At 65.8% G+C, this 22,908-nt stretch carries 21 protein-coding genes; 1 reads left to right on the top strand and 20 read right to left on the bottom strand.

The genetic code is table 11. From position 1 onward, the window contains the following. Positions 1 to 89: 89 nt before the first annotated feature. From infB to rimP, 4 genes are all read right to left on the bottom strand, one after another. Entirely contained in the window at positions 90 to 2,804 is a 2,715-nt protein-coding gene (infB, locus tag P6U25_RS00205) for a translation initiation factor IF-2 (protein WP_407149444.1), read from the bottom strand. Positions 2,805 to 2,912: 108 nt separating this feature from the next. After that, entirely contained in the window at positions 2,913 to 3,599 is a 687-nt protein-coding gene (locus P6U25_RS00200; RefSeq protein ID WP_407149442.1) for an RNA-binding protein, read from the bottom strand. A gap of 15 nt (positions 3,600 to 3,614) precedes the next feature. Further along, a complete protein-coding gene (gene nusA / locus P6U25_RS00195) occupies positions 3,615 to 5,225 on the bottom strand; it encodes a transcription termination factor NusA (protein ID WP_407149441.1) in 1,611 nt (536 codons plus the stop codon). 3 nt (positions 5,226 to 5,228) lie between these two features. Beyond that, on the bottom strand, positions 5,229 to 5,993 hold the full coding sequence (gene rimP, locus P6U25_RS00190; protein ID WP_407149440.1) for a ribosome maturation factor RimP: 765 nt from the start codon (positions 5,991 to 5,993) through the stop codon (positions 5,229 to 5,231). Positions 5,994 to 6,336: 343 nt separating this feature from the next. Between rimP and P6U25_RS00185 the strand changes: the two genes are divergently transcribed. After that, on the top strand, positions 6,337 to 7,410 hold the full coding sequence (locus tag P6U25_RS00185; protein WP_407149439.1) for a DUF2336 domain-containing protein: 1,074 nt from the start codon (positions 6,337 to 6,339) through the stop codon (positions 7,408 to 7,410). A gap of 145 nt (positions 7,411 to 7,555) precedes the next feature. Here P6U25_RS00185 and trmB read toward each other — a convergent pair whose 3' ends face one another. The 16 genes from trmB to murJ form a co-directional block, all read right to left on the bottom strand. Then, a complete protein-coding gene (trmB, locus tag P6U25_RS00180) occupies positions 7,556 to 8,299 on the bottom strand; it encodes a tRNA (guanosine(46)-N7)-methyltransferase TrmB (protein ID WP_407149438.1) in 744 nt (247 codons plus the stop codon). Then, positions 8,296 to 9,420: a M20 family metallopeptidase gene (locus P6U25_RS00175; RefSeq protein WP_407149437.1), complete on the bottom strand. Its 1,125-nt coding sequence runs from the start codon at positions 9,418 to 9,420 to the stop codon at positions 8,296 to 8,298. Before P6U25_RS00175 ends, trmB begins: the two co-directional genes overlap by 4 nt. Positions 9,421 to 9,521: 101 nt before the next feature. Beyond that, entirely contained in the window at positions 9,522 to 9,938 is a 417-nt protein-coding gene (locus P6U25_RS00170; RefSeq protein WP_280981954.1) for a helix-turn-helix domain-containing protein, read from the bottom strand. A gap of 261 nt (positions 9,939 to 10,199) precedes the next feature. Further along, complete coding sequence (gene lnt, locus P6U25_RS00165) at positions 10,200 to 11,813, bottom strand: apolipoprotein N-acyltransferase (RefSeq protein ID WP_407149436.1); 1,614 nt, start codon at positions 11,811 to 11,813, stop codon at positions 10,200 to 10,202. Continuing rightward, complete coding sequence (locus P6U25_RS00160) at positions 11,810 to 12,922, bottom strand: hemolysin family protein (RefSeq protein WP_407149435.1); 1,113 nt, start codon at positions 12,920 to 12,922, stop codon at positions 11,810 to 11,812. Before P6U25_RS00160 ends, lnt begins: the two co-directional genes overlap by 4 nt. Before the next feature lies 1 nt (position 12,923). Beyond that, complete coding sequence (gene ybeY / locus P6U25_RS00155; protein WP_407149434.1) at positions 12,924 to 13,421, bottom strand: rRNA maturation RNase YbeY; 498 nt, start codon at positions 13,419 to 13,421, stop codon at positions 12,924 to 12,926. A 68-nt stretch (positions 13,422 to 13,489) separates the two neighbouring features. Further along, positions 13,490 to 14,545, bottom strand: a complete 1,056-nt coding sequence (locus P6U25_RS00150) for a PhoH family protein (protein WP_407149433.1) — start codon at positions 14,543 to 14,545, stop codon at positions 13,490 to 13,492. Between the two features lie 5 nt (positions 14,546 to 14,550). Then, positions 14,551 to 15,945, bottom strand: a complete 1,395-nt coding sequence (gene miaB, locus P6U25_RS00145) for a tRNA (N6-isopentenyl adenosine(37)-C2)-methylthiotransferase MiaB (protein WP_407149432.1) — start codon at positions 15,943 to 15,945, stop codon at positions 14,551 to 14,553. Positions 15,946 to 16,156: 211 nt separating this feature from the next. Continuing rightward, the gene (locus P6U25_RS00140; protein ID WP_407149431.1) at positions 16,157 to 16,837 is read right to left on the bottom strand and encodes an HAD family hydrolase; all 681 of its coding nucleotides are present in this window, start codon (positions 16,835 to 16,837) and stop codon (positions 16,157 to 16,159) included. Positions 16,838 to 16,841: 4 nt separating this feature from the next. Further along, entirely contained in the window at positions 16,842 to 17,297 is a 456-nt protein-coding gene (locus P6U25_RS00135; RefSeq protein WP_407149430.1) for a Fur family transcriptional regulator, read from the bottom strand. 54 nt (positions 17,298 to 17,351) lie between these two features. Beyond that, entirely contained in the window at positions 17,352 to 17,837 is a 486-nt protein-coding gene (rimI, locus tag P6U25_RS00130) for a ribosomal protein S18-alanine N-acetyltransferase (RefSeq protein WP_407149429.1), read from the bottom strand. Beyond that, complete coding sequence (gene tsaB / locus P6U25_RS00125) at positions 17,834 to 18,532, bottom strand: tRNA (adenosine(37)-N6)-threonylcarbamoyltransferase complex dimerization subunit type 1 TsaB (RefSeq protein WP_407149428.1); 699 nt, start codon at positions 18,530 to 18,532, stop codon at positions 17,834 to 17,836. Before tsaB ends, rimI begins: the two co-directional genes overlap by 4 nt. An 87-nt stretch (positions 18,533 to 18,619) precedes the next feature. Continuing rightward, positions 18,620 to 19,189, bottom strand: coding sequence for a NifU family protein (locus P6U25_RS00120; RefSeq protein WP_407149426.1), 570 nt, complete (start codon positions 19,187 to 19,189; stop codon positions 18,620 to 18,622). Positions 19,190 to 19,362: 173 nt separating this feature from the next. Then, positions 19,363 to 19,857, bottom strand: coding sequence for a universal stress protein (locus P6U25_RS00115; protein ID WP_407149425.1), 495 nt, complete (start codon positions 19,855 to 19,857; stop codon positions 19,363 to 19,365). A 144-nt stretch (positions 19,858 to 20,001) separates the two neighbouring features. Continuing rightward, positions 20,002 to 21,054 (bottom strand): tryptophan--tRNA ligase, encoded by a 1,053-nt coding sequence (trpS, locus tag P6U25_RS00110; protein ID WP_407149424.1) that lies wholly within the window; start codon positions 21,052 to 21,054, stop codon positions 20,002 to 20,004. 84 nt (positions 21,055 to 21,138) lie between these two features. Further along, the gene (murJ, locus tag P6U25_RS00105; protein WP_407149423.1) at positions 21,139 to 22,677 is read right to left on the bottom strand and encodes a murein biosynthesis integral membrane protein MurJ; all 1,539 of its coding nucleotides are present in this window, start codon (positions 22,675 to 22,677) and stop codon (positions 21,139 to 21,141) included. Between the last annotated feature and the right edge of the window lie 231 nt (positions 22,678 to 22,908).

The raw sequence follows: 22,908 nt of genomic DNA, 5'->3' as shown, positions 1-22,908 counted from the left end.
GCTGGCCGGACCTGGTCCGGCCATGCCGACGCATCTTCAGTTAAATGGACCCAACGCTTAGTAAGATCTGCGCTTCGTAAGACTTGGACTTACAGAGAGCGCTGGATCGTCTCGATGCGGTAACACTCGATCACGTCGCCGACACGCATGTCGCCGTAGTTCTCGAACGCCATGCCGCACTCCTGGCCGGCGACCACTTCCTTCACTTCATCCTTGAAGCGCTTCAGCGTCGAGAGCTTGCCTTCGTGCACCACCACGTTGTCGCGGATCAGGCGAACATTGGCGCCGCGCTCCACGGTCCCGTCGGTGACGCGGCAACCCGCGACCTTGCCGACCTTGGAAATGTTGAACACTTCCAGGATCTGCGCGTTGCCCAGCATGGTCTCGCGCAGCGTGGGCGCGAGCAGGCCGGACATCGCCTTTTTGATGTCATCCACGAGATCGTAGATGATGTTGTAGTAGCGGATCTCGATGCCGTTGCGCTTGGCGGCCGCTGCCGCTTCCTTGTTGGCGCGGACGGAGAAGCCGATGATCGCGGCGTTGAACCCCTCGGCCAGCGTGACGTCGGACTCCGAGATGCCACCGACGCCTGCATGGAGGATACGAGCTGCGACCTCCTCGGTGCCGAGCTTCTCCAGCGAGCCAAGGATCGCTTCCAGCGAGCCCTGCACGTCGGCCTTCACGATCAGCGGGAATTCCTTGCGGCCCGCGGTCTTGAGCTGCGACATCATCTGCTCGAGCGAGCCGCGCATGCCGGAGATCGAGGCCGCGGCGTTCTCGCGCTTCTGGTGCGCACGGTAGCTCGTGACCTGGCGGGCGCGGGCTTCGTTCTCGACCACGGCAAGACGGTCGCCGGCTTCCGGCGGACCGTTGAAGCCGAGCACCTCGACCGGCACGGACGGGCCGGCGTCCTGGAGGTTTTCACCCTGGTCGGAGATCAGCGCGCGGACGCGGCCCATCTCGGCGCCGGCCACGATGATGTCGCCGACATTCAGCGTGCCGCGTTGCACCAGCACGGTCGCGACCGGACCGCGGCCACGATCGAGCTTGGCTTCGATCACGGTGCCTTCTGCCGGGCGATGCGAATTGGTCTTGAGGTCGAGAATTTCGGCCTGCAGCGCGATCATCTCCAGCAGCTTGTCGAGGTTGGTCTTGTTCTTCGCCGACACCTCGACGTCGACCACGTCGCCGCCGAGCGATTCAACCTGCACCTCGTGCTGCAGCAGCTCGGTGCGCACGCGCTCGGGCCGCGCATCGGGCTTGTCGATCTTGTTGATCGCCACGATGATCGGCACCTTCGCCGCCTTGGCGTGATTGATCGCTTCCACCGTCTGCGGCATCACGCCGTCATCGGCCGCGACCACCAGCACGACGATGTCGGTGACCTTGGCGCCGCGGGCGCGCATCGCGGTGAACGCGGCGTGGCCGGGCGTGTCGATGAAGGTGATCTTGGTGCCGCTCTCGGGCGAGAGTACCTGATAGGCGCCGATATGCTGAGTGATACCGCCGGCTTCGCCCGACACCACGTTGGCGTGGCGCAGCGCGTCGAGCAGCGAGGTCTTGCCGTGATCGACGTGGCCCATCACGGTGACCACGGGCGAGCGCGGCTCGGTGTCGGTCGAATCGTCGACGACGTCGAACAGGCCTTCCTCCACGTCGGAGGCGGCGACGCGCTTGACGGTGTGGCCGAGCTCTTCCGCGATCAACTGCGCGGTGTCCGCATCGATCACGTCGGTGATCTTGTGCATCGCGCCCTGCTTCATCAGCATGCGGATGACGTCGACCGCTCGCTCCGACATGCGGTTGGCGAGTTCCTGAATCGTGATCGCTTCTGGAATCGTGACCTCGCGGATCAGCTTTTCCTTCGGCTCGTTCGACGCATGGCCCTTCAGACGCTGGGTGCGGCGGCGGAACGAGGCGATCGAACGCTCGCGCACGTCGTCGGCATTGAGCGCGGTGGTCACGGTCAGGCGGCCGCGTTCCTTCTGCGGACCGGGCTTATGGGTGGTCCGCGGCGCTGCCGCAGGACGCACGGCGCCGCCGGGGCGGCGCACCAGACGCGGACCTTCGTCCTCGTCCGCTTCGGCCGCAACCGGAGCTCGCGGCGCGGAGGCCGGAGTGCGTCCGGGGGTGGACGTTGTCGTACGGCCCGGCGCCGATGTCGCGGGGCGCGTCGGGGCAGACGTCGCCGGCCGCGCGGTTGTGGAGGGAGCGGGTTTGGCCGGCGCGGCAGCGGGGGCAGCGCCCGGCTTGACCTCGCCCTCGCCGAAACGACGCTTGGCCTCGACCTCGGCCTTGCGCTTGGCCTCTTCTTCCTGGCGATGGCGTTCCTCTTCCGCCTTGCGGCGGGCTTCGGCAGCCTCGCGCTCGGCCTTCTCGATAGCCTCGCGGGCAGCGCGGCGCTTGGCCTCCTCTTCGGCCTGCCGGCGCTCCTCGATGTCACGCTGCCGGGCGTCGGCGAGCGCGTTGGCGCGCGCAGAGCGCTCATCCTCGGTCAGCGTCGGCAGCACCACGCCGGAGCGGGTGTTGCGCTGCGCCTGGCCGGGAGGCGGCCCTGACGGGCGGCCGAGCGGCGGCTTGGCGACTGGCGCCGCGGGCTTTGCGACCACGGGTTCCGGCGCGTGGGTCTCGGCCGGGCCATCGCCGCCGATGCGGCGCTTGCCACGCTTCTCGACCACGACCTGCTTGGTCCGGCCATGGCTGAAGCTCTGGCGCACGGTGCCCGTCTCGACGCGCGGCTTCAGCGTCAAGGTCTTGCTCGGGACACTCAAAGTCTTGTCGCCAGGGGTTTTGGTATCAACCATTCAGCAGTCCTAATCTCGTTTCGCTGTGCGTTTCCCGCACAAGTCCTTCAAGGCGTCGTCTATTGTTGAGCATGATCCCGTTGGAAAGGCGGTATCCGCCTTCCCGGATCATGCTCTGGAATTTCTGGCCGCTTCGGCGGTCTTGTCGTCGTCGGCCATCCGGTATCGGACCAGCATCTGGCAGCGCGACAGGAACGTCTTGCTCGCCGGGCCCGCGAGCAGCGCAGCATGTATCACATTTGCGCGCCCAAGTGCCAAATCCAATTCTGCCGACGTCAAAACATTGACGGTGGCGATTACCGGCGATTCACCACGTTTTTCGCCCCTTTGCCGGAGGATCGCGTCCAATTTGCGGATTCCGTCGGCAGCGCCGTCGGAAGCGTGGATCAGGGCTGCGGTTTCGCCCCGGTTGAGCGCGTCCTCGACCTTGCCGAAGCCGGATACAACCTGGCCGGCCTTGGCGGCCATCGCCAAGGCGTCGATAACGCTGCGCACCAACAGCGCCTCGGTGTCGGCGGAAAGGGTCGGCGCGACCCGGACATCGCGCTTGAATCCCTTACTAAATTGGTGACGGCGGACGGCTTCCGCAACACTTCGCCGCGATGCGGAAACCCACAATCCCCGGCCCGGGAGCTTGCGCTTGAGATCCGGAATCACCTCGCCCGTGGGCGCGACGACGAACCGGATCAGCTCATCGATCGGACGCACCTCGCGGCTGACCGCGCACATCCGCGTGGTCGCGGACTTCTGCATCCGCGGCCCATCGTCGAGATCGTGGTCAGCCTGAGCGAGCATCCGTAGGCCATCTCCTTATGCCGCCGGCTCTTCGGCAGCCTCGGTTTCCTCGGCCGGCTTGGCGAGGTCGGCCTCGGTGATCCAGCCGGCCTTGAGGCGAGCCTGCATGATCATCGCCTCGGCGTCGTCGCGCGAAATCTCGATGCCGTCGAGGAACCCGGCGTGCTTGGTCGGCTCGCCGCCGTCCTTGCGCTCGGTCCAGCCGACCAGGTCGTCGGTGGCGCAGCCGGCGAGATCCTCGACCGTCTTCACGTCGTTTTCGCCGAGCTTCACCAGCATCTTCGAGGTCATGCCGGGCACATCCCTCATGGCGTCCTCGACACCAAGTTCCTTGCGCTTGGCTTCCAGCTCGGCCTCGAGCCGCTCCAGATATTCGCGGGCGCGGGTCTGCAGTTCGTTGGCGGTTTCCTCGTCGAAACCTTCGATGCCGGCGAGTTCCTTGACGTCGACCAGCGCGAGTTCCTCGACCGAGGTGAAGCCTTCGGAGGCGAGCAACTGGCCGACCACCTCGTCGACGTTGAGCGCTTCCATGAACACGCGGGTCGAATTCTCGAAGTCGGCCTGACGGCGCTCCGATTCTTCCTGCTCGGTCAGGATGTCGATGTCCCAGCCGGTGAGCTGCGAGGCGAGGCGCACGTTCTGGCCGCGGCGGCCGATCGCCAGCGAGAGCTGGTTGTTGGTGTCGGGCACCACGACCTCGATGCGCTCGCGGTCCTCGTCGATCACGACCTTGGCGACTTCAGCCGGTGCCAGCGCGTTGACGACGAAGGTCGCGATGTCGGGCGACCACGGAATGATGTCGATCTTCTCGCCCTGCAATTCGTTGACCACGGCCTGCACGCGCGAGCCGCGCATGCCGACGCAGGCGCCGACCGGGTCGACCGAGGAATCGCGCGAGATCACGCCGATCTTGGCGCGCGAGCCCGGATCGCGGGCGACTGCCTTGATCTCGACAATGCCGTCATAGATCTCCGGCACTTCCTGCGCGAACAGCTTCGCCATGAACTGCGGATGGGTGCGGGAGAGGAAGATCTGCGGGCCGCGGGTCTCGCGGCGGACATCGAAGATATAGGCGCGGACGCGGTCGCCGTTGCGGAACACCTCGCGCGGCAGCATCTCGTCGCGGCGCACGATGGCTTCGCCGCGGCCGAGGTCGACGATCACGCTGCCATACTCGACGCGCTTGACGACGCCGTTGACGATGTCGCCGATGCGATCCTTGAACTCCTGATACTGCCGGTCGCGCTCGGCCTCGCGCACCTTCTGCACGATCACCTGCTTGGCCGATTGGGCGGCGATGCGGCCATATTCCAGCGGCGGCAGCGTGTCGGCGATGGTGTCGCCGACCTGGGCGCCGGGATTGGCGCGCTGTGCGTCGGCGAGCGAAATCTGGTTCGAGGCGTTCTCGACGACGTCGACCACGAGCATGTGGCGCGTCAGCCGCAGCTCGCCCTTCTTGGCGTCGATCTCGGCATGGATGTCGGTCTCGCTGCCGTATCGGGCGCGCGCCGCCTTGGCGATGGCATCCTCCATCGCCGCGATCACGATGGAGCGGTCGATCGACTTTTCGCGCGCAACTGCGTCTGCGATCTGCAGCAGTTCGAGTTTGTTGGCGCTGACTGCCATGGCTTAGTCTCCTTCGGATGGATCAATCTCGCTTCGGCGCGCACGTTCCGCGGCCAGGCGATGTTGTTTGGTGTTGGTCGGAGCCGGCTTCTTGCCGGGCTTCGGCTTCGGCTTATGGCTTCGCGCCGGATCGCTCTTCTTGGCGTGCTCCGGTTGCGGCGGCGCCAGCCCGAGTTCGCGGCGCAGTTCGCGCTCGGCGGCCTTGCCGCGGCGCATCGATTCGGCGATCAACTCGTCGGTCAGCACCAGCCGCGCATCCGAGATGTCCTCCATCACCAGGAGGACCTCGGCATCCTCGTCCGGGCGCGGATCGTCGCGCTTCACACGCACCGCATTGCCCTCGACGCCTGCGAGCGTGCCGCGGAACCGCTTGCGGCCCTGATGCACCACCGCCATCTCGACCTTCACGAGATGGCCATGATAGCGCTCGAAATCGGAGCGGCGCACCAGCGGACGATCGATTCCGGGCGACGAGATCTCGAGCCGGTAGGCGCGATCGATCGGGTCGGCGACATCGAGCACCGGTGACAGCGCGCGCGAGATCGCCTCGCAGTCCTCGAGCTGCATCGAGCCGTCGGGTCGTTCCGCCATGATCTGCACGGTGCAGCCGGCCTCGCCTGAGACCTTGATCCGCACCAGCCGATAGCCCATGCCCTGCAGGACCGGCACGGCGACTGCGGCGACGCGCGCGGCCACGCCGGGCTCGACGACGAGCCGTGGCTCGTTGAGCAGTTCGGCGTCCACGGACGTTGCGATCGGATCGGTCATATCCAGTGTCAAAGGCTCCAGTGTCAAAGGCGGTCTGAGGTCTGTCGTGTTGTCTCTGCGGCCTTTAGCGGCCGGTAACGCTACCCAAACCGGGCTCGGCCCGGCCGGGTCCCGTCAGGTAATAAAAAAGAGCGGGTCCCGGGGGGCCCACTCTCCTACGCGATCGTATGAGATACCTAAGTTGCTGCCGATATAGCGCTTTTGCCCTGGCCCGGCAAGGCCTCCGGACTTCCGGGGCGGTGATTTTGCGGTTTCCCTCGGAGACCTTCGATCTAACCCTCCGTTTACGAACGGGACCTAGATTGCCGGCAAACCGGCAGAAGCCGCTGGTTTGGATAGGCCTATGACGACAGCCCCCGCGCTGATCCCGGAACTCGACGATATCGTTCGCCGTGGTGACCCCAAGCGCCGCGCCGAGGCGGCACGGCGGGTCAGCGAGCTGTTTCTGCAGGGGGCCGCCAATTTCCGCCCCGATCATATCGATCTTTTCGACGGCGTGCTGACCAGCCTGGTTCCACACGCCGAGGTGGACGCGCGGATCGATCTCGCCGAGCGGCTCGCCGTGCTTGGCAACGCGCCGCGGCACCTCGTCGGTCAGCTCGCCCATGAGGACAACATCGCGATCGCGGGCCCGCTGTTGCGCCGCTCGCCCGTCCTCGACGAGCCTATGCTGGTCGAGATCGCCAACGTCAGGGGCCAGGGCCATCTGCTCGCGATGGCCGAGCGGCCCAAGCTCTCGACCGAATTGACCGATGTCATCGTGCGTCGTGGCGACCGCGACGTGATCAGGTGCGCGGCCGGCAACGCCGGTGCTGCATTCTCGGATGGTGGCTTCGCCACGATGATCCGCCGCGCCGGACAGGACGGCGTGCTGACGCTGAAGATCGGCCGGCGCGACGATCTTCCGCCCGAGCATCTCAAGAGCCTGCTGGCCGGCTCGATCGACGTGATCCGCCGGCGTCTGCTCGACGTCGTCAAGCCGGAGCGGCAGGCGGAGATCAAGCTCGCGATGAGCGAGATCGAAGGCGTGATTGCTCGTGTCGAAGGAGGTCGCGATTTCGCGCCGGCGCAGCGCGCGATCCTCGCATTGCATCAAGCCGGCAAGCTGAACGAGACGGCACTCCTCGATTTCGCAAAATCCTTCAACTACGAGGAGTCGGTTGCGGCGCTGGCCGCAATGACCGGCGTGAAGATCGTCACGCTCGACCGCCTGATCTCCGGCGATCGTTACGATCCGATCCTGATCGCCAGCAAGACCATCGGCCTCGAATGGCCAACGGTGCGGGCGCTGATCATGATGCGGCTCGGGCCGAACCGCGTGCCGTCATCGGCCGACATCGAAGGCGCGCGGGTGAATTTCGTTCGCCTGATGCCATCAACTGCGCAGCGCGTCGTCGACTTCTGGAAATCGCGATAGCTCGAGCGCGGCAATCCTTGGTGGCGAACTCTCCTCGTCATTCCGGGACGATGCGTCAGCATCGAACCTCCGATGCGCAATTGCGCACCGTGGAAATCTCGAGGTTCCGGGTTCGCTCGTTTCGCTCGCGCCCCGGAGCGACATCTCAGTCGACTAGCTTGAACCGCAGATAGGCGGCCTTCCGCCCCTCGCGTTCGGCCTTGGCGCCGTAGCGCGTCATCGTGTAGTCGGGCCATGGCTGCTGCCAGTCCGTTGCGTGCTCGGCGAGCCAGGCGAAGTCCGGCGAGCGCATCAGATGCGCCAGCGTCCAGGCGCAGTAGTCGTCGATATCGCTGACGAAGCGGAATTCGCCGCCCGGCTTCAGGATCCGCGCCATCGCGGCGACTGTCGCATCCTGCACGAAGCGTCGCTTCCAATGCCGCCGCTTCGGCCACGGATCGGGATGGATCAGGTCGATGCGCGCAAGCGAGCGCGGCGGCGCCCAGGCCAATAGCTCGGCTGCATCGCCGGCGAACAGCCTGATGTTGCCGATATTGTGTGCCTCGATCTGGGTCAGGATCTTCGCCATCCCGTTGACGTAAGGCTCGCAGCCGATGAAGCCCGTCCTGGGAAAGGCCTGCGCTTCCGCGACCAGATGCTCTCCGCCGCCGAAGCCGATCTCGAGTCTGACGCTCTCGGTGCCGTCGTCGAACAGTTCGGTCAGGCTTCCCGGCGCTGGCGTGCCGATGTCGAGTGCCAGATGCGGCAGCAGATGGTCGATCAGGTCGGCCTGGTGCGCGCGCAGCTTGTGGCCCTTGCGGCGCCCGAAGAACGATCCGCGCGAATGGGCGGCCGCGCCGTCGTCCGGGGGCACGTCATGTTCGCCGGCATCGCGCGGAGCAGCGATCATCGCAGCGTCTGATAGAGGCGATGCAGGAGCCGCGCGCGCGGCTCGAGCGAGGAGATATAAAGCTGCTCGTAATGGGTATGCGCACCCTTGCCGTCGACGCCGAGGCCGTCGAGGGTCGCGGTGTGTGGCGCGGTGAAATTGCCGTCGGAGCCGCCGCCGGTGAAGACATCGAGCAGATCGAAGCCGAGCTCGGCGGCGACCGTTCTGGCGTGCTCGTAGAGCGCGGTGCCGGAATTGCTCTTCTCATAGGGCGGACGATTGAGCTCGCCCGTCACCGTCACGGTGACGCCCTCGGTGCGCGATGTGATCCCGAGGATCTTCGACACCAGCTCGTCGGCGTCGGCCATAGTCGGCACGCGCAGGTCGATTTCGGCATAGGCCTCTTCGGCGATCACGTTCGGCTTGGTGCCGCCACGGACCACGCCGACATTGACGGTGATGCCGCGCTCGAGGTCGTTCATCGACTCCAGCGTCAAGATCACGTTGCCGAGCTCGCGGATCGCACTGCGGCCATCCTCGGGGCGCGTGCCGGCATGCGCCGGCGCACCCTTGATGAACACGTCGAACCGGGCGACGCCCTTGCGCCCGGTGACGATCTTGCCGCCGTCGCGCGCCGGCTCGGTGACCAGCACGTATTTGGCCTTGCGGCCCTCGGCCTCGATCAGCGCCCGCGAGGTCGGGCTGCCGACTTCTTCGTCGGAGACGTAAAGCTGGGTGATGCCGAGCGGCGCGCGTGCATCGTCGGCGCAGATTTGCCGGAAGGCGTGATAGGCGAGATAAGCGCCGCCCTTCATGTCGTAGATGCCGGGGCCGAACGCGCTGTCGCCGTCGATCCTGAACGGCAGCCGTTCGATGAAGCCCATCGGGTGCACGGTGTCGAGATGGCTCAGCACCAGGATGCCCGGCGCTTCCTGGCCCCAGGACGAGCGTGCGACCAGGTGATCACCGCGGCCGTCGCGCCCCGCGATACGTTCCACGGTGGCCGGCAGATCGCGATAGCCCGACGCGACGAGGTCGGCGAGCTTGTTGACCTGATCGGGCCGTTCGGTCGGCGACTCGATCTCGACCCAGCAGCGGATGCCGTCGAGGATCGCTCCTGCTTCAAATGGATTGCTGGACATGGACGTTGTCGGCCTGTGAGTTCACCTGTCGACGCGCGCGGACGCGCGTGCCGGAAGGACATATTCCAGATTTGTCGATCCCTCAAACGGATACGATCGGATCAGGCCTGGTCGGACGCCTCGCGCGCGGCGATCTGCTCGACCAGCTCGACGATGCTGCGGCGGAGCTTGGCGTCGGCGATGCGGGTGAAGGCGCGGGTCAGCGCCAGCCCTTCCGCGGTCGCGAGGAAATCCGATACGTAAGCGGGCGAGGCGCCCTCGCCGAAGCCGTCGGACGTTTTGACGCCGCTCGGGCCGCCATCGAACAGGAAGGACACCGGGACCTGGAGGATTTCAGAGATCTGCTGCAGCCGGCTGGCGCCAACGCGGTTGGTACCCTTCTCGTATTTCTGCACCTGCTGGAACGTCAGGCCCAGCGCCTCGCCCAGCTTTTCCTGGCTCATGCCCAGCATGATGCGTCGCATGCGGACGCGGCTGCCGACATATTTGTCAACAGGGTTGGGCGCTTTGGTAGACATCTCCAACTCTCCTAGGGAATTGCGCGCCCGTGGATGAGGCAAGTTGGAAGCGAATATGCCTCAGGCGCAGGTGCCGTCAAATCCTGCAAGGAGGATCGGGACGAAATGCGGACAATTTGCGCAAAGGGGCTGACTGGACGTGGGATTTCGCTCGGGCCCGTACAATGCGAAGCGTACGGTCAATCTGTCAACTGGTGGATTGGTGTCGACGCGAATTTCGACGTTTTTTCGGGTTCGGCGACAACCGCCAATATGTAATCGTCAGGGCTTTCGCCTAAGGAAACGCCGCCGCAGCACGATTGCGAGGGCAACGATCACGATGGCAGCGGCCGGGATATTCCCGATCCGCGCATAGATCGTCGGCGCGATCGCCGCCGGCAGGCCGGCATCGAGGACCCCTTCAAGTCCGAGTCCGAGCTGTGCGACAATCCGGCCCACCGGATCGATCACGGCGGAAATGCCTGTATTTGCGGCACGCACCAGGGGCAGCCCCTCCTCGATCGAGCGCAGCCGTGCCTGCTGCAGATGCTGGTAGGGACCGGTCGAGAGTCCGAACCAGCCGTCATTGGTGACGTTGATGATCCAGCCCGGTCGCTCGTCGCGGTCGACGATGCTGCCGGGGAAGATCGCCTCGTAGCAGATCAGGGGCAGCGCAGGCGGGGCATGCGGCACGTCGAGCGGCCGGCGAATCGTACCCGGGATGAAGCCGCCCACCACCTTGGTGAGCTGCTGGAAGCCCAGCTTCTCCATCCACGACTGGAACGGCAGATATTCACCGAACGGCACCAGATGCAGCTTGTCGTAGACCGACAGCACGCTGCCGTCATGATCGATGACGTAGATGGAGTTGTAGGCGCGGGTGATGCGGACACCCGCTGGCAGGTCGGGCGCGCGCACCGAGCCGGTGATCAGCACGGTTCCCTTCGGCAGCAGATCGGCGATCTCAGCCATCGCGTCGGCTTCCCGGGTGAGGAAGAAGGGAAACGCGGATTCCGGCCAGATCAGGATGTTGGCGTCGCGCACGCCGGTCGATTGCGGTCCCGACGCCCGATCCGACAATGCGAGATACTTCTGCATCACCGCCGCCTTGGCGGAGTAGTTGAACTTGGCATCCTGCTGCAGGTCGGGCTGCATGATGCGCAGCTTGGTGCCCGCGACCATTGCGGTCGGGTGTTGGGACAACCGCACCGCGCCGAACGCCAGCATCGCCGCCAGAACCAGCACCGCCGCAGCCGGCGCGCGCCACGGCTTGCGGCCGCGCGAAGAGCCGTCGATCAGCACGGCCGGGCTTGCGAAGATCGCGACCGCCAGGAACGTCATGCCCCACAGTCCGATCAATGATGCAGTTTGTGCCAATGCCAGTGGTTCGCTGAGCGCGTAGCCGAATGCGTTCCACGGAAAGCCGGTCAGGAGGTGGCCGCGCAGCCATTCTGAGATCGTCAGGCTGGCCGCCAGCGCGAGCACGCGCGAGGCGTCACGTGGCCAGATCAAGCGGGCCAGCGCGAAGCCCAAGGCAGTGAACAGCGCCAGATAGGCCGGCAAGCCAAGCACCGCGAACGGCGTCAGCCAGGCGAAGGTCTGGGCATCGACGAAGAAGGCGTAACCGATCCAGTATAGTCCCGGCACGAAATAGCCGAGACCGAACCAGTAGCCGGACAGCGCGGCCGCGGGCACGCCGCGCCAGCGCCCGGCCGCAGCGCCATCGATCAGCCAGACCGCGATCGGAAATGTCAGGAACAGTACCGGCCAGGCGTTGAACGGGGCCATTGCCAGCGCCGACAGGGCGCCGGCGGTGAGCGCGATCACCGCACGCTTCCATCCCCAGGTCAGGATGATCGCAAGCCCGGCCGCGCGGAGTTTATCTGATGGCGTCACTGCTGACCGGCTCCATCGCCGGACGGCGGGCTGTTGTCGTTGGCCTGCGGGGCTCCGGACTCCGAGGATTGCTCGCGGCGCCGCTCGCGTTCCTTGCGCGGCGTCGGACGCTCCTTGCGCGTCGAGATCCGCAGGCGTTTCACCCGCCGCGGGTCGGCGTCGAGCACCTCGACCTCGAAATTGCCCGGTCCCGAAATCACCTCGCCGCGGACCGGCAGGCGGCCGACGAACGAGACCAGATATCCACCCAGTGTCTCGACCTCCTCGCCGGCTTCGCCGATGACGAAATCCTCGCCGATCACCGAGCGCACATCGTCGAGGCTGGCGCGCGCGTCGGCGATGAAGGAGTTGTCGGCCTGGCGCACGATCGAGGGTGGCTCATCGGAATCGTGCTCGTCATCGATCTCGCCGACGATCTCCTCGACGATGTCCTCGATCGACACCAGCCCGTCGGTGCCGCCATATTCGTCGACGACAAGTGCGAGGTGGATACGCGAGGCCTGCATCTGCGCCAGCAGGTCGATCGCCCGCATCGACGGCGGGATGTAGAGCAGCTTGCGGATGATGTGGGCCTCCGACAGCGGCATCGCGAGATCGACCGCGCGCAGGTCGAGTCCCGCCGGGAACGGCTTCTTGCGCCGGGTCTTGGTCGCGTCGGTCAAGCGCGCCCTGGCGGTCATGAAGGCGAGCAGGTCGCGGATATGCACCATGCCTTCGGGGTCGTCGAGGGTCTCGTTGTAGACCACGAGCCGCGAATGCGCCGCACTCTCGAACAGGCTCATCAGGTCGCCGAGCGGAATGTCGCGCTTGACCGCGACGATGTCGGCGCGGTGCACCATGATGTCGGCGATCCGCCGCTCGTTGAGGGACAGGATGTTGCGCAGCATGGTGCGCTCGATCGCGGAGAAGCCGACATCGTCGGGCGTCGAGGCGTCGAGCACGACCTGCAAGTCGTCACGCACCGAGCCGGCCTTCCAGCCGAACAGCGTGCGGATCGCGCGCACCAGCCAGCCTTCGGCGGCGGGGCGCTGCGCCTCGCCGGCGTGCACCACGGCCGGCAGGTTGCTCACGTTACGCGGATTGTCATGGGTCGGTTCGGAATCCGCCATGTCAGTCCATCCGATCCGCATAGGGGTCGGGAATGCCGAGGGAGCCGAGAATCTCGCGCTCGAGACTTTCCATATCCTCGGCATCTCTGTCGTTCTCGTGATCGTAGCCGATCAGATGCAGGAAGCCGTGCACCGCAAGATGGCTCAAATGGTGGTCGAACGGCTTCTGCTCCTCATCGGCTTCCCGCCGCGTCGTCTCGTAGGCGATCGCGATGTCGCCCAGCATCCGCGGCGCATCGTCCGGCCCGCCGTCGCCGGTCGGCTGCAGCGCCGGAAAGGACAGCACATTGGTCGGTTTGTCGATGCTGCGCCAATTGTTGTTCAGCGTACGGATGCCGGCGTCGTCGGTCAGCATGATCGCGAGCTCGGCGTCTCCAACGTCGGCGTCGGCGATTTCCGCGGCCGCCTCGATTGCACGATGGATCACCGCTTCGGCGTTGGGCTCGGTCCGCCAGCATTCGGCTGTGACGAGAACCTCGGTTGCAGGAAAGGAGGACACGGTAGTTCCAAAATCTGCGTTATGGCCTGAGTCCGTATCGCGCGCGTGGCCGGCCGAAGCTGTTGGTCTCAAGATCTGGCGTTTGCCGGCCGCGGCGGCAATCCCTCATAGGCGGCAACGATGCGCGCCACCAGCTCATGGCGAATGACGTCTCCGGCGGTGAAATGCACCTGTGCGATGCCCTCGACGCCGTCGAGCAGCCTCACCGCCTCGGCGAGCCCCGAGGTCTGTCCTTGCGGCAGGTCGATCTGCGAGGGATCGCCGGTGACGATCATCCGGCTGTTCTCGCCGAGGCGCGTCAGGAACATCTTCATCTGCATCGATGTGGTGTTCTGCGCTTCGTCGAGGATGATGGCGGCGTTGGTCAGTGTGCGGCCGCGCATGAAGGCGAGCGGCGCGATCTCGATCTCGCCGCCCTGCAGCGCACGTTCGACCACGCGCGCGTCCATCAAATCGTACAGCGCGTCATAGATCGGGCGCAGATAGGGATCGACCTTGTCCTTGAGGTCGCCGGGCAGGAAGCCGAGCCGCTCGCCGGCCTCGACTGCCGGCCGCGTCAGAATGATCCGGTCGACCTCCTTGCGTTCGAACAGTTGGGCGGCATGGGCGACGGCGAGCCAGGTCTTGCCGGTGCCAGCCGGGCCGATGCCGAACACCAGCTCGTGCCGCTTCAGCGCTCGGATGTAGGAATCCTGTGCGGCGGTGCGCGCACGCACCGGCCGCTTGCGCAGGTTGATCGTCTCGAATGTCGGCTTCGCCGTCTTGTTGTCGAACTCGAACAGCGAGCCTTGCGCGATCACCGCGCGGATCGCGCCTTCGACCTCGCCCTGATCGAGGTCGTGCCCCTCGACGGCCTGCGCGTAGAGCGTCTCGAGCACGCGCCGAGCCGCATCGCAGCCGTCGCGGGAGCCGGCGATGGTGACGTGGTTGCCGCGGGAGTCGACGACGACGCCGAGCCGGCGCTCGACCAGCGCAAGGTTCTGGCCGTAGGGGCCGACCAGCGCAGAAGCGGCGCGGTTATCGTCGAAATCGATGACGACCTGGGTCTCAGGTGGAACTTGCATGTCGCGATCAGGTTTGCGGCTGGGAGCGAGCGAAGGCGAATCCGACGCGCTTTTGGGCAAGGATTTCAGGCTCCAATGATCGTCTGCGAAACCGGGGCCGGGGCGGCCGGCGCTGCGAGCTCGCCGATCAGGCTGTAGCGCTCGAGGCTGTCGATCCGCACGGGAAGGACTTTGCCGATGATGTCAGGCGAAGCCATCACATGGGCGGGCTGCAGGTAGGCGGTGCGGCCGACGATCTGGCCTTCCTTGCGCGGAGCCGCGCGCTCAAACAGCACGTCGATCGTTGTGCCGATCGCAGCCCGATTGAAGGCCGATTGCTGGCTGTCGATCAATTCCTGAAGCCGCCCCAAGCGCTCGTCCATCGCCGCTGCTGACACCGTCTCCCGCATCTCCGCCGCCGGCGTGCCCGGCCGTGGCGAATACTTGAATGAATACGCCGCAGCGTACCCGATTTGCATGACAAGCGCGAGGGTGGCGGAAAATTCTTCCTCGGTCTCTCCGGGGAAGCCGACGATAAAATCTGATGAAAAAGCAATATCTTGCCGCGCCGCACGGAACCGGTCGATGACGCGCCTGTAATCATCGGCGGTATGTTTTCGGTTCATGGCGGCGAGGATCCGGTCCGCGCCGGACTGCACCGGCAGGTGGACGAACGGCATCAGTTCGGGCAGATCGCGATGCGCCGCGATCAGCGAGTCGTCGACGTCGCGCGGGTGGCTGGTCGAGTAGCGCAGCCGGGCCACGCCGGGGATCTCGGCGAGCCGCTGCAACAGCTTGCCGAGCGGCCAGACGCGGCCATCGGGGCCGTCGCCATGATAGGCGTTGACGTTCTGTCCGATCAGCGTGATCTCGCGCACGCCGTTCTCGGTGAGCTGCGTGACGTCGTCGACGATCCTGGCAACCGGACGCGAGACCTCGGCGCCGCGCGTATAGGGCACCACGCAGAAAGTGCAGAACTTGTCGCAGCCCTCCTGCACGGTGACGAAGGCGGAGATGCCGCGCGCGCGGATCGCGTCCGGCTTCGGCTGCGGCAGGAAGCCGAACTTGTCCTCGACCGGGAAGTCCGTTTCCAGCGCGCGGCCGTCGGCCTTGGCGCGCTTCAGCAGTTGCGGCAGGTGATGGTAGCTCTGCGGCCCGACGACGATGTCGACGGTCGGCGCGCGATGGATGATTTCCTCGCCTTCGGCCTGCGCAACGCAGCCGGCGACTGCGATCTTCATGTCGCGGCCGTCGCGTGCGGCCTCTTCCTTGGCGACCCGCAGCCGTCCGAGCTCGGAATAAACCTTCTCCGATGCCTTCTCGCGGATATGGCAGGTGTTGAGGATCACGAGATCCGCATCTTCTGCGCTCGCCGTCTCGACGAAGCCTTCACCGGCCAGCGTGTCCACCATGCGTTGCGCATCGTAGACATTCATCTGGCAGCCATAGGACTTGATGTGCAGCTTGCGCGGCTTCGACATGGAACCTTGAGTGTGGATTGGAGAACGGCGCCATCAGGGCGCAGGGGTCAAATATAGCTTAAAGGGGCGAAAATCCAGCGGTCCCAGCCCCCGTCCGATACCGTCATTCCGGGGCGATGCGGCAGCATCGAATTCTGGCGCGCAATTGCGCCTGAGAATCTCGAGATTCCGGGTTCGCTCCCGTTGGTCGCGCCCCGGAATGACGGGCAGTTCAATCAGCAAAGGCCCCGGCGCCGATCCGGTCGATCAAGCCCGGCAATTCACGCATATCGGCGAATGTCGCGGCTGTTCCGGCCTTGCGCAAGGAGTCCTCGTGTTCCGCCGTGCAATGGCTGCCGCCGTGGAAGCCGAGCACCGTCATGCCAGCGGCGCGCGCGCCGGTGACGCCGTGCACGCTGTCCTCGATCACGACGCAGCGCTCGGGCCGCGCTCCCATCTGCTCGGCCGCGAACAGGAAGATGTCGGGCGCGGGCTTGCCGCGCTTGACCTGGGTGGCGGAAAAAATATGCGGCGCCAGCTGGTCGTAGAGCCCGGCGCAGCTCAGGCCGTGGCGGATCTTTTCCGGCGTGCCGCTGGAGGCGACGCATTTCGGCATCGCGAGGGCCGATATCGCGTCGCCGACATGGGCGATCGCGTTGAGGTCGTCGGCATAGAAGCTCAGCGTCGCCTGCTTGACCTCCGCCTCGAAGCTATCGGGCAGCCTGCGGCCGATCTCGATCTCCACGATCTGCCGCGCTTCGCGATCGGACACGCCGAGGAAGCGCTTCAGCACACCGTCGGCTGTGATCGGATAACCGTGACGCGTCAGTGTTTCCGCATGCGCGCGACAGGAGATCACCTCGCTGTCAACCAGCACGCCGTCGCAATCGAAAATGACGAGATCGAAGCTCACTCGACTAGGACTTGTTTTCTTCGTCGAGCGGAACGCAATAGAGCTCGAGGCGATGATCGACCAGCTTGTAGCCGAGCTTGCGTGCGATCTCTGCCTGCAATTTCTCGATCTCCTCGGAGGTGAACTCGATCACCTTGCCGTCGCGCAGATTGATCAGGTGATCGTGGTGGCTCTCCGGCATCTGCTCGTAACGGGCGCGGCCCTCGCGGAAATCGTGCCGCTCGATGATGCCGGCGTCTTCGAATAGCTTGACCGTGCGATACACCGTCGAAATGGAGATCTTGTCGTCCACTGCCACGCAGCGCCGATACAGTTCCTCGACATCGGGATGATCCATGGCTTCGGCCAGCACGCGAGCGATCACGCGGCGCTGTTCGGTCATGCGCATGCCGGTCGCGGCGCAGCGCGCCTCGATGCCGGTGTTGTTCTTTTGCGCAGGCAGGGGTTTCACCGTGGTCATGGGTTTTGAGGCCTTGGGTCGCATGGCAGCCGATGTTCTGCCATCGCGTGGATGTTACGACAAGTCGCGTCGCATCAGAAGCGCGTTCAAATGTTCCCCGCCGGGCTGCTTGTAATAGCGTTCGCGCCGGCCGATCACGCCGAATCCGGCCTTTTCATAGAGCCGTCGCGCCGGCTGATTGTTTTCTTCCACCTCGAGGAAGATGGTGCGAACGCCGCGGCCAGCAAGATGACCGAGATGGGTCAGCAAGAGATCGCGCGACAGCCCGCGTCCCCGCTGGCCGGGATCGATCGCGATTGAGAGGATTTCCGCTTCGTCCGCCGCCATGCGCGAGACGGCGAAGCCGATAACTCTGTTTCTTTGCCGCAGGCGGTGCACCAGCGTGTTGCGCTCGGTGAGCATGGTCTCAAACTCAGCTTCGCCCCAGCCGCGGTGAAACGACGCGCCATGCAGTTGTGCCAGCCGCGCCGCGTCGCGCAAGCTCGCGGGCTCGACCGTGGTCGCAGCGCCGCCCCACCATCGCGAAAGCCAGAAGATCATGTGGCTGACGGCTGCGCGCTGAGCGGGAGTTGATCCCGCGGCGGCTTTGCATCAGGCGCCCGCAGATAGAACGGCCGCGGCGGCGCGCTGTCCGGATCGATGGCGGCGCCGACCCAGGCAACCCATGTGATGTCGGGCGCGGGTTGCGGATCGACCTTGAACAGCGGCGTTGCGTCGGCCGGCCAGCGTTCGGCGAGCATCTTTGCGGCGTTGCCGACCAGATGCAGCGCACCGAGCCCGGCGGCTTCCAGCGCCTCCGCGATCGGCGCCACCTTCGGCTTGATCAGCGGGCTGCCGTCGCCGCCCACCACCTGGAAGTAGACGTGATCGTGCCGCGCATCGATCGCCGACAGGATCGGATGCTCGCCGTTGTCGGCAACGACCGGTGCGGCATAAGCGGCGAGCGTGGTCAATCCGACAATCGGTTTTTCCGCGGCGAGCGCGATGCCGCGCGCAGCCGACAGACCGACGCGGAGGCCGGTGAAGCTGCCGGGACCGGTGGTGACCGCGATGCGGTCGAGCGCCGTGAAGGCGATGCCGCTGTCCTTCATCACGCGCGCAATCAGCGGCATCAGCGCCTCGGCATGGCCGCGCTGCATTGCCTGCGATTCAATGGCGAGGGTTGTGCCGGCGGCGGTGTCGAGCACAGCCGCGGAGCAGGCGTCGAGCGCGGTGTCGATGGCGAGGATGATCATGAAGGGGCGAATGGCTGGTAGCGAATAGCGAATGGAAGTTCAGAGCGGACCGCTATTCGCCATTCGCTATGCACCATTCGCCTCCTGTCACATCGGCCGGACTTCCTGCACGTCGGGCACGAAGTGCCGGAGCAGGTTCTGGATGCCGTGCTGCAGCGTGGCGGTCGAGGACGGGCAGCCCGAGCAGGCGCCCTTCATGTTGAGATAGACGATGCCGTCCTTGAAGCCGCGGAAGGTGATGTCGCCGCCATCATTGGCGACGGCGGGGCGTACGCGGGTCTCGATCAGGTCCTTGATCTGCGCGACGGTCTCGGCGTCTTCCTCGTTGAAGAACTCGTCTTGCTCATCGCTGAGATCGTCGCCGCCGGCGGTGCCGTCGGCGAGCAGCGGCGCACCCGACATGTAGTGCTCCATGATCGCGCCGAGGATCGCGGGCTTGAGGTGCTGCCAGTCGCCATCCGCCTTGGTCACGGTGACGAAGTCCGCGCCGTAAAACACGCCGGTGACGCCTGCCACGGCGAACAGCCGTTCGGCGAGCGGCGAGCGCGCCGCTGATTCCGGCGAGGAGAATTCCATGGTGCCGTTCTCGAGCACGATACGGCCCGGGATGAACTTCAAGGTGGCGGGATTGGGCGTGGCTTCGGTCTGAATGAACATCTGCTGTCTCCGGCGTCGCCGGTTCAAGGCCGGCGCGTTGGGTTCCATTATAGCGTTTTCGCGCGAAGTGGTACCGGTTCGCGACAGAAAACGCGTCAAATCAAGGATTAAGATGGCGACCCGGCAAGCGCCGATCAAGGCGCGGATACCGGTTCCAGCCCTGCACCAACGGCCTAGGACAGGCCATCGATGTCGGGATCGGACAGGCCGCCGGGCACGATCGTGACCGGGATGGGGAAGGCGCCCATGGTCTTGGCCATGGTGGTGATGATCGGCCCCGGTCCCTCCGGGCCCGGATTGGCGGCCAGCACCAGCATCGCGATATCGACGTCCTTGTCGATCACATCGATGATCTGCTCGATCGGGTCGCCCTCGCGAATCACCCGTTCCGGGGTGATCGCGGCAATTCCGTTGGCGCGGCCCGCGGCGCGATCGAGCGCCTCATTGGCGGCTTCCTCGGCCTCGGCGCGCATGATGTCGGCGACGCCAAGCCATTGCTGGTTCTGGTCCTCGGTCTCGATCACCCGCAGCATCACCACGCCGCCGCCGACCCGCTTCGCCCATCGGCTGGCATAGTAGACCGCGCGGTCCCATTCCGCGGTGTCGTCAACGATCACCAGGCATTTCGGCTGGTGGCCCGTCTCGTAGCTGCGTCGCTGGGTGGTCATGCATGTCCCGGTGCTGAGCCAAAAGCATGATCCGGAAAAGTGTGCAGCGGTTTTCCGTACAGTTCATGCTCAAACGAGGCCCATGCTGCCACACTCCCTCTCCGTTTGGGAGAGGGCGCCGCGGTTCCTGTTCGTCGCGTCGTATCAGCGCTGGCGGATGAAGCCGACGATATCCTTGGTCATGCGCATGGTCTCGTCGGCGATGACGCGGGCGCGGTTGGCGCCGTCGGCGAGCACCGCGTCGACATGGCCGGGATCGGCAACCAGCTTCTTCATCTCGGCCGCAATCGGCGCCAGCTTGGTGACGCACACCTCGACCAGCGCGTTCTTGAAGCTAGAGAACTGCCCGCCGCCGAACTGTTTCAGCACGTCCTGCTTGGTGATGCCGGCCAGCGCCGCATAGATGCCGACGAGGTTGTCGGCCTCGGGGCGCGTCTCCAGGCCTTTCTCCTCGGTCGGCAGCGGTTCCGGGTCGGTCTTCGCCTTGCGGATCTTCTGGGCGATGGTGTCGGCGTCATCGGTGAGGTTGATGCGCGAATTGTCCGATGCGTCGGACTTCGACATCTTCTTGGTGCCGTCGCGTAAGGACATCACCCGCGTCGCAGGTCCGGTGATCAGCGGCTCGGGCTGCGGGAAGAACAGGCCGTCGGCAAACCCGTGACCGCGAATTGAATCGCCGAAGTCGTTGTTGAACTTCTGCGCGATGTCGCGGGACAATTCCAGATGCTGCTTCTGGTCCTCGCCGACCGGCACATGGGTCGCGCGATACAGCAGAATGTCGGCGGCCATCAGCACCGGATAGTCGTAGAGGCCGACGGAGGCGTTCTCGCGGTCCTTGCCGGCCTTCTCCTTGAACTGGGTCATGCGGTTCAGCCAGCCGATCCGCGCGACGCAGTTGAAGATCCAGGTCAGCTCGGCGTGGCCGGCGATCTGGCTCTGGTTGAACACGATGTGTTTCTTGGCGTCGATCCCTGCGGCGATGAAGGCCGCGGTCACTTCGCGCGTGTTGCGTGCGAGCTCGGCCGGGCCGCCCCAGACGTCGACGCCTTGCGTGATCGCGTGCATGTCGACGACGCAGTAGATGCAGTTGTGCGTCTGCTGCATCTTCACGAAGTTGACGATCGCGCCGAGATAGTTGCCGAGGTGCAGATTGCCCGTCGGCTGGACGCCTGAGAAAACCCGTTCAACGAACGCCATGGTCTCAATTCCCGGAAATGGCTGCTTTTAGAAGCGTTTTGGCTCCAGCGGCGTCGTTTGCCATTTAAGCTTCGCGCGCGCAAGTCAGGCGGGTCGCTTTTGCCTGATGGCGTTTGCCACCTCGCGCCAACCGGTCACGCCGAAAAGCCGCAAAAATAGCCCGTAACTTGCCATGCCGGCGGCAATCAGCAGCAGGAGGGACGCCGCCTGTACGACACCGTGCGCACCGGCGGCCGGCAGGGCGCCGTTCGCAAGCCACAGCACGGCGCCCATCGCGAGCGCCGCAGCGAGGATGCGCGGCAGGCGGCGGCGCGCATCGGCATCGATCGAGAAGCCGAAGCTTGCCGCGCCGTTCCGGATCAGCGCCAGCGCGTTGCTCCAGGCGCCGAGCGCGATGCCGGCGGCAATCCCGTTGGCGCCGAAGAAATGCCCGAGCAGGAAGGCCGAGGCGATCGCGACCACGATCGCTTTCAGTGTCGCGATGAGCGGCGTCAGCGTGTCCTCGCGGGCAAAGAACGCCGGCGACAGGGCCTTCACCAGCACATGGGCCGGCAGGGCGAGCGCGAGCCAGATCAGGGCCTGTGCGGTCGCCGCAGTGTCATCGGCGGTGAAGGCGCCGCGCTCGAACAGGAGGCGCGCGATCGGCTCGCTCAGCACCATCAGGCCGAGCGTCGCCGGGAAGGCCAGCCCGACCGCAAGCTCGAGGCCGCGCGATTCCGCGTGCGCGATCGCGGTGTGCTCGCCGCTCCGCACCGCCCGGGTCATCTCCGGCACCAGCACCGTGCCCATCGCGACGCCGACGATGCCGAGCGGCAGCTCGAGCAGGCGGTTGGCGAAATACAGCCACGACACCGCCGACGGCGACGTCGACGCGATCACCGCGCCGGCCACGACAAGCCATTGCGGCGCGCTGCTCGCGACCATGCCGGGCACCGCGCGCCCGAGAAAGCCGCGCATCTCTTGATCGAAAGAGACGCGAAGCGGCGAGGCGGCCTGGCCGCCGCGCAAGACCAGCATCGAGAGTTGCAGGAAGCCGGCGACGCCGATCGTCGCCGCCATCACCTGCGCGGCTTGAACCGGATCCTGCTGCCGCACCAGCAGCACGGCCATGACGGCGATCAGCGTGATATTGAACAGTAACGGCGAGAACGCCGTCAGCGCGAAGCGACCCTGCGCGTTGAGCAGCGCCATCATCACGGTGACGGGGCCGGCGAAGGCGAGATAGGGCAGCATCAGCCGTGCGTCGTCGACCGCGAATTGCAGCGCGCTGCGGCCGACAAAGCCCGGCGCGATCACCGTGATCACCAACGGCATCAGCACGCCGAGCACGAGCGCAGCCGCGATCACGGCGGCGCTCACGGTGCCGAGCACGCGGCCGGCATAGGCCGCCGCCGCGGCTTCGCCGTCGTTATGGCGAACCTTGAGCCAGGCCGGCACCAGCGCGGCGTTCAGTCCGCCCTCGGACAACAGGCGCCGCACCACGTTCACAAGCTGAAACGCGGCCAGGAAGGCGTCCGCCACCGGGCCGGCGCCGAGCAACGCCGCGATCACGGAATCGCGCACGAAACCGAGCAGCCGCGAGGCCAGCGTTCCCGAGGACACCGTGAGGAAGGAGCGGATCATCGCGCCTGTATAGCAGCCGCTTGCTTTGCTGCCAGCAGGGCCCGTTAGACCCGTCATCCCCGCGCAAAGGCTACGCCTTTGTCGCTGGAGGTGCGAGCGGAGCGAGCCTCGAAGGATGAATCGGCCAGAGTAGGGCCGTGCATCCTTCGAGACGCGCGTTCCGCGCTCCTCAGGACGACGGAACGAACAGGGTGGCGTCCCTTGCTGGCCGAGGTGCTAACGTGATAGGCC

Source organism: Bradyrhizobium sp. ORS 86 (assembly GCF_045571475.1).
Lineage (GTDB): Bacteria > Pseudomonadota > Alphaproteobacteria > Rhizobiales > Xanthobacteraceae > Bradyrhizobium.
Note: the sequence above shows the minus strand (reverse complement) of the source record. Positions and strands in the feature narration are given on the sequence as shown.